Below are 14,475 nucleotides of genomic sequence, written 5' to 3'. Positions count from 1 at the left end.
TCAGCGGCGGCCGACGTTGGTGTTCAGCCGGGTATAGCCGGGAATACTCTTGTTAAACGAATCGAGCGGGTTGCCCATGCCGAAGCCCGACAGGCCGTTCAGCTCGAGCTGGAAGAACACCGGCGTCGAGGTCGACTGGGCCGCCGTCACGAAGCGCTGCGCGCCCATGCGGAAAACCCAGCAGTCGGCCTTGTATTCCAGCCCGACCAGGCCCTCGAGCACCTTGTGGTCCTGCAGCGAGTAGCTGACCCGGCCGACGCCGAACCAGCGCGTCGACAGCGGCCACTGGGCCGAGACATCGACGTTGCGGAAGCTTTCGCGCACGTAGCGGTACTCGGCGTTCAGCACCTTCAGCAGGCCCGGGGTCCAGCGCAGGCCGTAGTTACGGCTGTACACGCTCGAACTCGTCGCGTCGTATTGTACGCTGGCGTCGACGTTCAGGCTCTCGACGATGCGGCCGGAGGCCGCCAGCAGCAGGTCGGAGCGGTCTTTGCGGTCCTGGATCGCGCGGCCCGGCATCTGCACGCGCGGTTCGGTGAAATAGAAGCGCTGGCCGAAGGCCAGGCGCAGGCGTTCGGCGCCGCTGCCCTCAATGTAGCGCGACACCAGGGCCGCGGTCAGCTGGTTGGCGTCGGACACGCGGTCGTTGCCGACAAAGCGGTTCTCGCTGAACAGCTGGGCGTAGCTGAAGCCGGTTTCGCCGCTGTCGAAGATCGGGAAGTCGTCCTGGTTCTTGTACGGCGTACGCACGTAGAACAGGCGCGGCTCCAGGGTCTGGGTGGCGGGCGTGCCGAGCAGCGAGGTCTCGCGCTCGAACACCATGCCGGCGTCGACCGAGAAGGTCGGCAGCACGCGCGACAGGGTGGTGTCGCGCCCGGCATTGCTGTCCATGTCGTACTGGCTCGCGTGCAGCATCAGCTTGGGCGTGATGTAGTAGCCCGGACGCACCCAGGGATAGCTCACCTGCGACTGCACCACGGCGCGGTTGCCGCTGTCCCAGGTCGAGTGCGTGAAGCGGGTCGCCTCGGCGTCGACCGCCCAGTCGAAGCCGCCGACGTCGAAGCGGCCGGTGTGGAAGTTAATCTGCGGCAGGCGCGCGTAAGGCTTCGGAATCGTCAGCGCCGGATTGGTGACCGCCGCCGGTTCCTGCAGCACCTGGAAGTTCTGCGCGCGCACGCTCAGGTTCCAGAATTCGGTGCCGTAGGACGAATACAGCTCGCGCACCAGCTGGCGCTCGGCGCTGACCGAGACCGAACGCGAGAAGTCGCTCAGGTACTGGTCGTCGGAGGCGCCGTGCAGGTTCCAGCCGAAGGACCAGTGCGGACTCAGCTGCTGGTTGTGCAGCGAGTCGACCAGCCAGCGGTCGGTCTTGGTGATGCGGTCGTTGCGCAGGAACTCGAAGTGGGTCTCGCCGCTGTAGGGGCCGCGCTCGGTGGCGCCCAGATAGCGCCCGGTCGCGCCCAGCTGCAGGCCGCGGTCGAACATCATGCGCGGGTACACGGTCAGATCGCGGTTCGGTGCGATGTTGAAGTAGTACGGCACCATGATCTCGGTCTTGCCCTTGGAGCCGGCGCCGATCGTGGGCGGCAGCCAGCCCGAACGGCGCGCGCCCGAGAGCGAGAACGACAGCGCGGGCGTGCCGAGGATGGGCACGTCCTTGAAATACACGATGGTCTTGCCGGCGGTGCCGACGTCGCGCCCGGAATCCAGGCGCAGCGTGCTCGACTTCAGGTACCAGTCGGGGTTCGGGCCTTCGCAGGTGCTGTAGGTGCCGTCGACCACCAGGGCCTGGTCTTCGCCGAGGAAATCGATGCGGTCGGCGCGGCCCTGGGCGTTATTCATCTGCAAACGGTATTGCGGATTCAGGAACCAGCCGCGGCCGGTTTCGAGATTCAGCTGCAGTGAATCGCCCTGGTAACGGTCGCCGAAGCGCCACAGGTTGACGTTGCCGCTGGCCGTGACTTCGTCCTCGACCAGGCGATAGCAGGCCGTATCGGCCGTCATTTTCGTCTGGCCGCGCTCGATCTCGACGTCGCGGTTCAGGTTGATCTCGCGGTCGGGACGGCCGCCGATTTCCTCGGCGCGTACGGTGACGGGAAGATCCTGTTCGTCAGGATGGGGCGTGGCCGGCGCGGTTTGCGCATGCAGCGGCCCCGAGGCCATGGTGACGAGAGCGGAAAAGGCGACTGCCTGCCGCTGCGGGAATGGTAGGGCCGTAAACCAGCTCATGGAATCTTGGGCTGCACCATAAAGGGCGATTTTTTAGATTGAATCCCTTATTATATGGGAATTGCCTTCCTCAACCGGTTTTACCTGGACGTTTCATGTCTTCTTTGTATCAAAACATTTCCACTTCCGCCGGACAGGACGCGCGCCTCGCACTGCTGACCGAATGGCTGGACTCGCTGAACCTGGTGGAAACCGGTTCGCGCCGCCCCGCGTCGACCGACGCGAGCTTCCGCCGCTACTTCCGTCTCGATGTGGCGCCGGCGCTACGCGCGAAGCTGGGCGACACCCTGATCGCCATGGACGCGCCGCCCGAGCGCGAAAACGTCCCGGCCTTCATCCACGTCCAGGGCCTGCTGCAGGAAGCCGGCGTCACCGTGCCGAACATCGTCGCGCGCGACGTCGAACGCGGCTTCCTGCTGCTGTCCGACCTCGGCACCACCACCTACCTGCAGCGCCTCGACCCGGACAATTCGGCCTTCATGTATTCGGACGCGGTCGATGCCCTGATCAAGTTCCAGCTGCACAGCCAGCCCGGCGTGCTGCCGGAATTCGACCGCGCCTTCGTGCTGCGCGAACTGAACATCTTCCCCGAGTGGTACCTGGGACGCCACCTGGGCGCCACGCTGAGCGAGGCCCAGCAGGCCCAGCTCGACAAGGTGTTCGAGACCATCACCTCGAACGTGCTGGCCCAGCAGCAGGTGTTCATGCACCGCGATTTCCACTCGCGTAACCTGATGTTCCTCGACGCCGGCAACCCGGGCGTGCTCGACTTCCAGGACGCCGTGTATGGCCCGGTGACCTACGACCTGGCGTCGCTGCTGCGTGACGCCTACATCCAGTGGGACGAAGAGATCGTGCTCGACTGGGTCGTGCGCTACTGGCAAAGCGCGAAGGGGGTCGGCCTGCCGGTGAACCCGGACATCGATGCCTTCTACCGCGACTTCGAGTTCATGGCCTTGCAGCGCCACCTGAAGATCCTCGGTATCTTCTGCCGCCTGAACTACCGCGACAGCAAGTCCATCTACATGGGCGACCTGCCGACCGTACTCGACTACGTGCGCAAGACCGCCAACCGCTACACCGAACTCAAGCCCCTGCTGCGCCTGCTCGACAGCGTCGACGCCTTCGGCGACGGCAAGGCGCCGCAAGTCGGCTACACCTTCTGAGCGCGACCACCATGAAAGCCATGATCTTCGCCGCCGGCCGCGGCGAGCGCATGCGTCCGTTGACGGACACCTGCCCGAAACCCCTGCTCAAGGTGCGCGGCCGTCCGCTCATCACCTGGCACGTGCTGAACCTGGTGCGCGCCGGGATCACGGACATCGTCATCAACCACGCCCACCTCGGCCACATGATCGAGGAAGCGCTCGGCGACGGGAGCAAGTTCGGCGCGCGCATCGTCTACTCGCACGAACCGAAGGCGCTGGAAACGGCGGGCGGCATCGCGAATGCGCGCCACCTGCTGGGCGAGGAACCTTTCCTGGCGATTTCCGGCGACATCTACGCGCCCTACTTCGACTTCTCGCAGGTGCTCGACGCCCTGCCCGAGCGCGACATGCTGGGCCAGCCGATTCCGCCTGAAAAACGCGACATCGCCTGGCTCTACCTGACGCCGAACCCATGGCACAACCCGGAGGGCGACTTCGGGCTGAACATGTACTCGCTGACCAACGACGGCGATCCGAAGTGGAACTTCGCGAACATCGGCGTCTACCGTCCCGAGATGTTCGACGGGATCGCGCCCGGCGAAGTGATGCGCATCGGCCCGCTGATGCGCAAGTTCATCGAGCAGGGCCGCATCGGCGGCGAGATCTACAACGGCCCCTGGGTGAACGTCGGCACCGTCGAACAGCTCGAGGAGCTGAACGCGCCCCTGGCGAAAAAGGCCGGCGCGTGAATCCCTGGGCCGCACGCCGCGCCCGCCTGGCCCTGGCCATGGAGCCGGGCGCGGTGGCGGTGCTGGCCACCGCGCCGGAAGCGCTGCGCAACGGCGACAGCGAGTATCCCTACCGCCACGACAGCTATTTCTATTACCTGAGCGGGTTCACCGAACCCGAGAGCGTGCTGGTGCTGGTGGCCGCGCGCGGCGACCTGCCTGCGCGTTCCATCCTGTTCTGCCGCGAGAAGAACGTCGAGCGCGAGACCTGGGAAGGCTTCCGGTATGGCCCGGCCGCGGCGCGCGAGGCCTTCGGCTTCGACGAAGCGTTTCCGGTTGCCGAACTCGATGCGCAGATGGCGCGGCTGCTGGCCGACGTGCCGGCCGTGTACTATGCGAACGCGCGCGATGCCGCTTTCGATGCGCAGGTGGCCGGGTGGCTGAAAGCAGTGCGTGGGCAATCGCGCAGCGGCGTCGTAGCGCCAGCCCGTATCCAGCACTTGCTACCGCTGCTCGACGAGATGCGCCTGCTGAAGGACGCGCATGAAGAGGCGCTGATGGCGAAGTCGGCGGAGATTGCCGGCGCCGCCCACCTGCGCGCCATGCGTGCGGCGAAGCCGGGCATGTTCGAGTACGAACTCGAAGCCGAGCTGCTCTACGAATTTCGCCGCAACGGCGCCCAGTTCCCGGCCTATACGCCCATCGTGGCGAGCGGCGCCAACGCCTGCATCCTGCACTACAACGCCAACAATGCCCGGACGCGCGACGGCGAGCTGGTGCTGATCGACGCCGGCTGCGAGTTCGACAGCTACGCCTCCGACATCACGCGCACCTTCCCGGTGAATGGCGTGTTCAGTGCGCCGCAGCGGCAGTTGTACGAACTGGTGCTGCGCGCCCAGGATGCGGCGCTGGCGGCGATCCAGGCGGGCCGGCCCTACAGCGATTTCCACGAGGCCGCCGTCAAGGTGCTGGCCGAGGGCATGCTCGACTTCGGGCTGCTCGACCGGGCGAAATACGGCGGCGTCGAGAACGTGCTGGCCGAGCGTGCGCATACCCAGTTCTACATGCACGGCACCGGCCACTGGCTGGGCCTGGACGTGCACGACGCCGGCGCCTACCGCGACCTGGCCGCAGAGGGCAAGCCTTCGCGGCCGCTGATGCCGGGCATGGCGCTGACGGTGGAACCGGGCATCTACGTGCGCCCGGCGCCCGGCGTGCCCGAGCAGTTCTGGAACATCGGCATCCGCATCGAGGACAACGTGATCGTGGGCGAAGCCGGTCCACAGGTAATATCGGGGACGGCGCCGAAGACGGTGGCGGAGATCGAAACCCTGATGGGAGGACAATGATGGAACAGCACCAGGATCATTATGACGTGGCGATCTGCGGCGCCGGCCCGGTGGGCCTGGCGCTGGCGGCCCTGCTGGCGCGGCGCGGCATCGCCGGCAAGCGCATCGTCCTGATCGATGCGCGCGCGCTCGGCCAGTCGATTTCAGACCCGCGCTCGATCGCCCTGGCCTGGGGCAGCCGCATGCTGCTCGAGGAAGTCGGCGCCTGGCCGTTTCCTTCCACGCCGATCCACAGCATCCACGTCTCGCGCCGCGGCCACCTGGGCCGCAGCCTGATGGACCGCGCCGAGCACAAGCTGGACGCACTGGGTTACGTGACCCGCTACGGCGAGGTGGTCGATGCGCTGGCGCGCGCGGCTCAAAGCGCCGGCGTCGAGGTGATCCGCCCGGCGCGCGTGGCGTCGCTCGATGAAGGCGGCGATCACGTCACGCTGACGCTGGACGATGGCCGCACCCTCACGGCCCAGGTGGCGGTGGGCGCAGAAGGGGGCGTGTTCGGGCAGCAGGAAGACAAGAAGCAGACCCGCGACTATGGCCAGCATGCGGTAATCGCGCGCGTGGCCGCCAGCAGCCCGATTCCGCACCGCGCCTTCGAGCGCTTCACCGACGAGGGGCCGCTGGCCCTGCTGCCGCAGGAAGGCGCGGACGGTTTGCAGTACGCGCTGGTGTGGTGCGTGGCGCCGGAACGCGCAGCCGCCTTGCAGGCGATGGAAGACAGCCGCTTCCTGGCGGAGCTGGGCGAGGCCTTCGGCGGACGCCTGGGGCGCTTCACCCACGTGTCGGCGCGCCTGGCCTATCCGCTCGGCCTGAACGCCGAAGCCCACGCCACCACGCGCACGGTTGCCATCGGCAACGCGGCGCAAACCCTGCATCCGGTGGCGGGACAAGGACTGAACCTGGGCCTGCGCGACGCCGCCGTGCTGGCGCGTTTGCTGGCCCGCTGCCCCGGGCCGGAAGGCATCGGCCGCTTCCTCGACGAACGCGCGCAGGACCGCAAGCTGACCATCGCCCTGACCGACGCCATGGCGCGCGCGTTTGTCGGCAGCGGGCCGCTGCAATCGGTGCTGGGGCTGGGGCTGGCGGCGCTGGATGCGGTGAAGCCGGCGCGCACGCTGCTGGCCGAAGTCATGATGTACGGGCGACGTGGCGGGTCGTCGTTCTTGCCGCACCGGCAAGGCTGAGGCTGCCGGGTTTGCAAACCGCTTGGCCCCTTATGTTGCTTTTCGTAGGGTGGGCCGGGCCGCGCAAGGCACCTGTGGCCACGCGGTCCACCTTCTGCGCAGATGCGCCTTTTACAAATACCACCACGCCGGCATTCCTCCATTCACACAAGACGCATAGACGCATGCGATGAGACAGCGTGGACACAGGTGCCTTGCGCGGCCCGGCCCACCCTACAAATCTCCGCTCTCGATGATCGTCAATTTTTCTTGACACTCGCTTGAGTGTCAACTAATCTTGACGAATCACTCATCCACCGAGGACACCATGCCCACCGCAATGCCCACCCAGCCCGGCCCGCTCTCTTCCGAGCAACGCGCCAGCCTGCAGCAATCCATCGAAGCCTCCGTCGTCGCCCACGCCAACCTGGTCGACACGCCCGACGCCGAGGCCGACAACGCCCTGCGCCTGCTCGCAGCCAGCAGCGCCGGCCTGCAGATCTGCGAGGGCTTGCAGAAGGAAGCCGTCGGCAAGGCGCGCCAGGCCGGCCGCTCCTGGGCCGACCTCGGTACGCTGATGGGCATCACCCGCCAGGCGGCGCAGCAGCGCTTCACGCCGACGGGCAGCAAGGAATGGTTCGTCAAGGAGTGGCTCGCCACCTGGGAAGGCAGCGAGATCAAGGTGCGCAACTCGTGGAACGATGGCCTGAAGCTCTTCGTCGACGGCGAGCAGGTGGCCGAAACGCGCCAGGTATTCGCCCTCGACAAGACCCGCCCCGTGGCCGCGGCGACGGTCGCACGCCCGGATGGCAAATCGTATCTCGTCGAGGTTTTCGCCTACGCCCTGTTCTCGGTCAGCGTCAAGATCGTGGTTGACGGCAAGCAGATCGCCGGCGAAGTCTTTTAGCCCTACTCCACCGCCTTCACCATCGACTCGATCACCTTCTTCGCATCGCCGAACACCATCATCGTGTTCGGCATGTAGAACAGATCGTTGTCCAGGCCCGCGTAGCCCGAGGCCATCGAGCGCTTGTTGACGATGATGCTCTTGGCTTTGTAGGCCTCGAGGATCGGCATGCCGGCGATCGGCGATTTCGGGTCTTTCGCCGCCGGGTTCACCACGTCGTTCGCGCCCAGCACCAGCACCACGTCGGTCTGGCCGAATTCGCCGTTGATGTCTTCCATCTCGGCCACCTGGTCGTAGGGCACCTCGGCCTCGGCCAGCAGCACGTTCATGTGGCCCGGCATGCGCCCCGCCACCGGGTGGATCGCATAGCGCACCGTCACGCCGTGCTCGGTCAGCTTGTCGACCAGTTCCTTCACCGAGTGCTGGGCGCGCGCCACCGCCAGGCCATAGCCCGGCACGATGATCACCGATTCGGCGTTTTGCAGGATGAAGGCGGCGTCCTCGGCCGAACCGGATTTCACCGGACGCTGTTCCTTGGCCCCGGCATCAATCGCCGCCGCCTCGCCGCCGAAGCCGCCCAGGATCACGTTGAAGAAGGACCGGTTCATGGCCTTGCACATGATGTAAGACAGGATTGCGCCCGACGACCCGACCAGCGAGCCGGCGATGATCAGCATCGAGTTATTCAGCGAGAAGCCGATGCCGGCCGCCGCCCAGCCCGAGTAGGAGTTCAGCATCGACACCACCACCGGCATGTCGGCGCCGCCGATGGGGATGATGATCAGCACGCCGAGGATGAAGGCCAGCGCGGCCATGATGGCGAACGGCGTCCAGGCCGGCTCCACCGCGTCGGAAAAACAGAACACCAGGCCCAGCGCGATGATCGCAATCGCGATCGCCAGGTTCAGGATGTGCTGGCCGCCAAAGCGCACCGGCGCGCCCTGGAACAGGCGGAACTTGTACTTGCCCGAGAGCTTGCCGAAGGCGATCACGGAACCCGAGAAGGTGACGGCGCCGACAAAGGTACCGATGAAGAGTTCGAGCCGGTTCCCGAAGGGCAGCGCGCCGCCGCGCTCGGCGATGTTGAAGGCCCAGGGCTCGGATACGGCGGCCACCGCGATGCACACGGCGGCCAGGCCGATCAGCGAGTGCATCGCCGCCACCAGCTCGGGCATCTTGGTCATTTCGACCTTTTTCGCGGCGTAGGCGCCGATGGCGCCGCCGACCACCACGCCCAGCAGCACCAGCGGGAAACCCATGCCGGCGTGGCTGCTCGCGAACTGCTCCTGCAGCTTGAAGATCAGGGCAATCGTGGTGGCCACCGCGATCGCCATCCCGGCCATGCCGAAGGTATTGCCCATGCGCGCGGACGAGGGCGAGGACAAGCCCTTCAGTGCCTGGATGAAGCAGACCGAGGCCACGAGATAGAGCAGCGTGACCATGTTCATGCTGATCATGTTCATGCGGCCTCCTTGGCGGCGCTCTTGGCGGAGGTCTTGGCAGATTCGTCGGCGCCGCCTTTCGGTGCGGCCGCCTTGGGTTCCTTTTTCTTGAACATCTCCAGCATGCGCTGGGTGACGAGGAAGCCGCCGAACACGTTCACCGCGGCCAGGGCCACGGCCACCGTGCCCATGGTCTGGCCGAGCGCGCCTTCGGTGAGGCCGGCGGCAAGCATGGCGCCGACGATGATGATGGCGGAAATGGCATTCGTCACCGCCATCAGCGGCGTGTGCAGCGCCGGGGTCACGGTCCAGACGACGTGGTAGCCGACGTAGATCGCCAGCACGAAGATGATCAGGTTGATGATGGTGTGGCTGATGTCCATTCCCGTCTCCTTGTTTTCGCAGCCTTATTTGCGCAGCCTTATTTGCGTAGTGCTTCGCCCTGGTGGCACAGCAGCGTGGCGCGCACGATCTCGTCTTCCAGGTCGATGTGGAATCTGTCTTCCTTGTCGAACACCAGCTTCAGGAAGTCGAGCACGTTGCGCGCGTACAGGGCCGAGGCGTCGGCCGCCACCAGCGCCGCCAGGTTCGGCTCGCCGATCAGGGTCACGCCATGCTTGACCACGGTTTTGCCGAGCTCCGTCAGCGGGCAGTTGCCGCCCTGCTCGATGGCCATGTCGACGATCACCGAACCCGGCTTCATGGCCTGCACGGTTTCCTCACGGATGAGGACCGGCGCCGGGCGGCCCGGGATCAGGGCGGTGGTGATGATGATGTCGGCCAGCTTCGCGCGCTCGTGCACAAGTTCGGCCTGGCGCCGCATCCAGTCCGCCGGCATCGGCCGCGCGTAGCCGCCCACGCCTTGCGCGATCTCGCGCTCTTCCTCGGTCACGAAAGGCACGTCGATGAACTTGGCGCCGAGCGACTCGACCTGCTCCTTGACCGGCGGTCGCACGTCGGACGCTTCGATCACGGCGCCCAGGCGCTTGGCGGTGGCAATCGCCTGCAGGCCGGCCACGCCCACGCCCATGATCAATACGCGCGCCGCTTTCACGGTGCCGGCGGCGGTCATCAGCATCGGCATGAAGCGTTGATAAGTGTTTGCAGCGAGCATCACGGCCTTGTAGCCGGCGATGTTGGCTTGCGAGGACAGCACATCCATCGACTGCGCGCGGGTGATGCGCGGCGCCGCTTCCAGCGCAAAGGCGGTCAGGCGCGCGCCGGCCATGGCGGCGATGTTGTCGGGATCGAAAGGATTCAGCATGCCGACCACGACCGTGCTGGGCTGCATGCGGGCGCGCTCGGCGTCGTTCGGCGCGCGCACCTTCAGCACGATCTCGGCGCCGAAGGCTTCGTCGGCGCCGACGATGCGCGCACCGGCGGCGGCATACGCCTCATCCGTCACAGCGGCGTGCAGGCCGGCGCCGGACTGGACAAGGACCTGGTGCTTGCCCGCGAGTTTCTTGACCGTTTCCGGAGTCGCCGCCACGCGCGTTTCGCCGGGCCGCGTCTCCGCCGGAATGCCAATTCTCATGCACGCCTCCTTTCGATCGTGTGAAAAAAACGCCATGACTGCGTTGCATCGCCTCGCCGTACATTCGTACTGTCTTCGGCGACGCGCCTTGCCCTGGCGCTTTTTTCACACGCTCTTCTTTTGGGCAGCGTTCACAATCTAACACGTAAACATGCACAAGAATCTACTGAGAATGACAAGTCTATTTAGCTCGGCATTTCGATGGTAAATACGATACAGCTGAGGCGAGATGGCATCATTTTTTGTATCAAATCCGCCTTCTTCGGGCTTTTTTGCTGCAATGCACACGTACTGTCGAGCAACGGTTTGCGCCGCGCTGTAGAATATCGGCTCATTTCCAAGGACGCGCATGACCCATACCTTCAGACCGTCAGTCACCGTTGCCGCAATCATCGAACGCGATGGCCGTTTCCTGCTGATCGAGGAAGAAACGAGCGAAGGGATCAAGCTGAACCAGCCGGCCGGTCATCTCGACCCGCACGAGTCGCTGGAACAGGCGGTGGTGCGCGAATCCCTGGAAGAAACCGCGCACGAGTTCATTCCCGAGGCGCTGGTCGGCATGTACATGTCGCGCTACCATTCGAAGTCGCGCAACGCCGACGTCACCTATCTGCGCTTCACCTTCTGCGGCAAGGCGGGTAAACAATATGACCAGCCGCTCGACGAAGGCATCCTGCGCACCCTGTGGATGACGCGCGACGAAATCGCCGCCAGCGCCGAGCGCCACCGCAGCCCCATCGTGCTGCAATGCGTGGACGATTACCTCGCCGGCAAGCGCACCGAACTGGCGCTGCTGCACACCCACCCGTCGGTGTTCGAGGGTGGGCTTACCACCACAAACCAGGTTTAAAAAATGAGCAAGAAAAAAGTCGTGATCGGGATGTCGGGCGGAGTCGACTCCTCGGTCGCGGCGTGGATGTTGAAGGAACAAGGCTACGACGTGGTCGGCCTTTTCATGAAGAACTGGGAAGACGACGACGATTCCGAATACTGCTCGACGCGCCAGGACTGGATCGACGCGGCCAGCGTGGCCGACGTGGTCGGCGTCGACATCGAGGCCGTCAACTTCGCTGCCGAATACAAGGACCGCGTGTTCGCCGAATTCCTGCGCGAATACCAGGCCGGCCGCACGCCGAATCCGGACGTGCTGTGCAATGCCGAAATCAAGTTCAAGGCCTTCCTCGACCATGCGATGAAGCTGGGCGCCGACCTGATCGCGACCGGCCACTACGCACGCGTGCGTGAAAACGCGGCCGGCAAGTTCGAGCTGCTCAAGGCGTTCGACGCAACGAAAGATCAAAGCTACTTCCTGCACCGCCTGAACCAGGCGCAGCTGTCGAAATCGCTGTTCCCGCTGGGCGAGATCCCGAAAACCGAAGTGCGCAAGATCGCCGAAAAGCTGCAATTGCCGAACGCGGCCAAGAAGGATTCGACCGGCATCTGCTTCATCGGCGAGCGCCCTTTCCGCGACTTCCTGAACCGCTACCTGTCGCACAAGCCGGGCCCGATCAAGCTCGACAACGGCCAGACCGTGGGCGAGCACATCGGCCTGTCGTTCTACACGCTCGGCCAGCGCAAGGGCATCGGCATCGGCGGCCTGAAGTCGCACAAGAATGCCGACGGCACGGGCGAGCCGTGGTTCGTGGCGCGCAAGGACATCGCCAACAACACCCTGTACATCGTGCAGGGCCATGACCATCCGTGGCTGTTATCAAGCCGCCTCGAAGCCGGCCAGGCCAGCTGGGTCGCGGGCGAGGCGCCGGAGCCGCGCCTGCTGTCGGCCAAGACGCGCTACCGCCAGCAGGACGTGGCCTGCACAGTCCGCGCCGACGGCATGGACCGCTTCGCACTGGACTTCACGGATCCGCAATGGGCCGTGACCCCGGGCCAGTCGGCCGTGCTGTACGACGGCGACATCTGCCTGGGCGGCGGCATCATCGACGGCATGCAGCCGGCTTGATGCTGCCTGGCTGAACGCTGGCGGGTCCTCCCGCCAGCCCCTCCCCCTCTTATGCCGGATGCATGTGCACCTGACGGTGCACGCCCTGCTCTGTGGCGCATGTGCCGCATTGTGAAGAAATTCGCTTCCAAATTAATACTTCGCCATTGAGTTGACTCAATCCGCGACGTTATCCTCAATTGCATCAAGGCAAATCGGAAATTTCGGCAAACGCTGAAGGCGTTGTCGCGTCAACTCACCAGAAAGAGCCCCATGAACTTTGCTAATTTGCGCGTCAGGACCCGGCTGTTTGCCGGTTTCGGCCTCCTGTGCGCCTTCCTCATCGTTGTCGTCGTACTCGGCACTTCCATGCTGGGCCGGATCAAGACCGGCACCGACATCATCGTCAACAACTACATGCCGAAGATCGAGGCCTCGAATGCCGTGCTCACCGAGGTCAACAACGTGTCGATCGCGCTGCGCAACATGATGCTGAACGCCGACCCGGCCGACCGCAAGGTGCAGGCTGCCGACATCGACAAGGCGCGCGCCAGCATTGCCGCCACCTTCGAGAAGCTGGCCCCGACCATCGTCAGCGCAGAAGGCAAGGCCCTGCTGCGCCAGAGCCAGGAATACAACGCCAGGTTCGTCGCCGCCCAGGACGTCCTGCTGCGCCACATCGGCGCCGGCGAGATCGAGCAGGCCTCGACCTACCTGGTCAAGGAATACCGTCCGCTGCTGGCGGAGTACCGCAAGGTCATCAACGGCCAGATCGACATGCAGAAGGGGCTGGCCGCGAAAGCCGCGCTCGACGCCGACGCCACCTACGCCAGCACGCTGCGCCTGATGCTGGTCCTGAGCGCGGTGATCCTGGTGCTGGCCGCCGTCATCGCCTGGCGCATCACCGCCTCGATCACGACGCCGGTGGCGCGCGCCCTGGCGATCGCCGAAACCGTGGCCGCGGGCGACCTGACCAGCCGCATCGAGGTCACCAGCAAGGATGAACTCGGCCAGCTGCTGGCGGCCCTGAAGAAGATGAACGACAGCCTGCTGGCGACCGTCTCGACGGTGCGCAGCGGCACCGAGCTGATCGCCTCGGCCTCGTCGCAGGTGGCGGCCGGCAGCATGGACCTGTCCTCGCGCACCGAAGAGCAGGCCAGCGCGCTGGAAGAAACGGCGTCGTCGATGGAAGAGCTGACTTCGACCGTGCGCCAGAACGCCGACAACGCGCGCCAGGCGAACGTGCTGGCCGGCGTGGCCTCGACCGTCGCCGAACGCGGCGGCGCCGTCATTGGGCAGGTGGTCGGCACCATGGACGCCATCAACGAAGCCTCGAAGCGCATCGGCGACATCATCGGCGTCATCGACGGCATCGCCTTCCAGACCAACATCCTGGCCCTGAACGCCGCCGTGGAAGCGGCGCGCGCCGGGGAACAGGGGCGCGGCTTCGCGGTCGTGGCATCCGAAGTGCGCAGCCTGGCCCAGCGTTCGGCGGCGGCGGCGAAGGACATTAAGCTCCTGATCGACGACTCGACCGGCAAGGTCGGCGACGGCAGCCGCCTGGTAGGCGAGGCCGGCAGCACCATGGGCGGGATCGTCGACAGCATCCGCCGCGTGGCCGACATCATGGGCGAGATCAGCGCCGCCAGCGGCGAGCAGAGCGCGGGCATCGAGCAGATCAACGGCGCCGTGGTGCAGATGGACCAGGTGACCCAGCAGAACGCGGCCCTGGTCGAGGAAACCTCGGCCGCCGCCGATGCGATGCGGATGCAGGCGGCCAAGCTGGCGGAAGCGGTGGCGGTGTTCAGGACCGGCGAGGCGGCGGCGCCTGCCGCGAAGGTGGCGGCGCCTGTGGCCGCTGCGCCGCGTGCGGTGAAGGCGGTGAAGGCGGCGCTGCCGCCGGCGGCGCCGCGTGCGGCTGTCAAGGCCGTCAAGCCGGCGGCGCCGGTGCGCAAGGCGCAGTTGGCCAGCACGGCTGGGGATGAGTGGGAAGAGTTCTGAACGAAGTCCGGCTTCAATAAAAACGGCGCACCTGGATC

General features: G+C 65.7%; 12 protein-coding genes. 8 read left to right on the top strand and 4 right to left on the bottom strand.

The window, feature by feature from the left end:
* The gene (locus tag QPK31_RS05145) at positions 1–2,229 is read right to left on the bottom strand and encodes an LPS-assembly protein LptD (RefSeq protein ID WP_290421877.1); all 2,229 of its coding nucleotides are present in this window, start codon (positions 2,227–2,229) and stop codon (positions 1–3) included.
* 95 nt (positions 2,230–2,324) lie between these two features.
* Between QPK31_RS05145 and QPK31_RS05140 the strand changes: the two genes are divergently transcribed.
* From QPK31_RS05140 to QPK31_RS05120, 5 genes are all read left to right on the top strand, one after another.
* Positions 2,325–3,395 carry an aminoglycoside phosphotransferase family protein gene (locus QPK31_RS05140; protein ID WP_290421876.1) on the top strand — a complete coding sequence of 357 codons (1,071 nt, stop codon included), beginning with the start codon at positions 2,325–2,327 and terminating at the stop codon, positions 3,393–3,395.
* Between the two features lie 11 nt (positions 3,396–3,406).
* Positions 3,407–4,126 carry an N-acetylmuramate alpha-1-phosphate uridylyltransferase MurU gene (murU, locus tag QPK31_RS05135; RefSeq protein WP_290421875.1) on the top strand — a complete coding sequence of 240 codons (720 nt, stop codon included), beginning with the start codon at positions 3,407–3,409 and terminating at the stop codon, positions 4,124–4,126.
* Positions 4,123–5,454: an aminopeptidase P N-terminal domain-containing protein gene (locus QPK31_RS05130; RefSeq protein ID WP_290421874.1), complete on the top strand. Its 1,332-nt coding sequence runs from the start codon at positions 4,123–4,125 to the stop codon at positions 5,452–5,454. The genes murU and QPK31_RS05130 overlap by 4 nt, the downstream gene beginning before the upstream one ends.
* On the top strand, positions 5,454–6,635 hold the full coding sequence (locus tag QPK31_RS05125) for a UbiH/UbiF/VisC/COQ6 family ubiquinone biosynthesis hydroxylase (RefSeq protein ID WP_374045778.1): 1,182 nt from the start codon (positions 5,454–5,456) through the stop codon (positions 6,633–6,635). Before QPK31_RS05130 ends, QPK31_RS05125 begins: the two co-directional genes overlap by 1 nt.
* Positions 6,636–6,942: 307 nt before the next feature.
* Positions 6,943–7,521, top strand: a complete 579-nt coding sequence (locus QPK31_RS05120) for a hypothetical protein (protein WP_290421872.1) — start codon at positions 6,943–6,945, stop codon at positions 7,519–7,521.
* A gap of 2 nt (positions 7,522–7,523) precedes the next feature.
* On the opposite strand, the gene QPK31_RS05115 is transcribed toward QPK31_RS05120, so the two are convergent.
* The 3 genes from QPK31_RS05115 to QPK31_RS05105 are packed head-to-tail and all read right to left on the bottom strand — an operon-like array spanning position 7,524 to position 10,497.
* The gene (locus tag QPK31_RS05115; RefSeq protein ID WP_290421871.1) at positions 7,524–8,984 is read right to left on the bottom strand and encodes an NAD(P)(+) transhydrogenase (Re/Si-specific) subunit beta; all 1,461 of its coding nucleotides are present in this window, start codon (positions 8,982–8,984) and stop codon (positions 7,524–7,526) included.
* Positions 8,981–9,346: an NAD(P) transhydrogenase subunit alpha gene (locus QPK31_RS05110; RefSeq protein WP_290421870.1), complete on the bottom strand. Its 366-nt coding sequence runs from the start codon at positions 9,344–9,346 to the stop codon at positions 8,981–8,983. Before QPK31_RS05110 ends, QPK31_RS05115 begins: the two co-directional genes overlap by 4 nt.
* A 38-nt stretch (positions 9,347–9,384) precedes the next feature.
* Positions 9,385–10,497, bottom strand: coding sequence for a Re/Si-specific NAD(P)(+) transhydrogenase subunit alpha (locus QPK31_RS05105; protein ID WP_290421869.1), 1,113 nt, complete (start codon positions 10,495–10,497; stop codon positions 9,385–9,387).
* A gap of 349 nt (positions 10,498–10,846) precedes the next feature.
* Between QPK31_RS05105 and QPK31_RS05100 the strand changes: the two genes are divergently transcribed.
* From QPK31_RS05100 to QPK31_RS05090, 3 genes are all read left to right on the top strand, one after another.
* The gene (locus tag QPK31_RS05100; protein ID WP_290421868.1) at positions 10,847–11,347 is read left to right on the top strand and encodes an NUDIX hydrolase; all 501 of its coding nucleotides are present in this window, start codon (positions 10,847–10,849) and stop codon (positions 11,345–11,347) included.
* A 3-nt stretch (positions 11,348–11,350) separates the two neighbouring features.
* Positions 11,351–12,457: a tRNA 2-thiouridine(34) synthase MnmA gene (mnmA, locus tag QPK31_RS05095; RefSeq protein ID WP_290421867.1), complete on the top strand. Its 1,107-nt coding sequence runs from the start codon at positions 11,351–11,353 to the stop codon at positions 12,455–12,457.
* Between the two features lie 252 nt (positions 12,458–12,709).
* Positions 12,710–14,437 carry a methyl-accepting chemotaxis protein gene (locus QPK31_RS05090; RefSeq protein WP_290421866.1) on the top strand — a complete coding sequence of 576 codons (1,728 nt, stop codon included), beginning with the start codon at positions 12,710–12,712 and terminating at the stop codon, positions 14,435–14,437.
* Positions 14,438–14,475 lie beyond the last annotated feature (38 nt).

The sequence above is a fragment of the Massilia sp. YIM B02769 genome (genome assembly GCF_030411995.1).
Taxonomy (GTDB): Bacteria; Pseudomonadota; Gammaproteobacteria; order Burkholderiales; family Burkholderiaceae_D; genus Telluria.
This window is presented reverse-complemented; position numbering and strand designations above follow the sequence as displayed.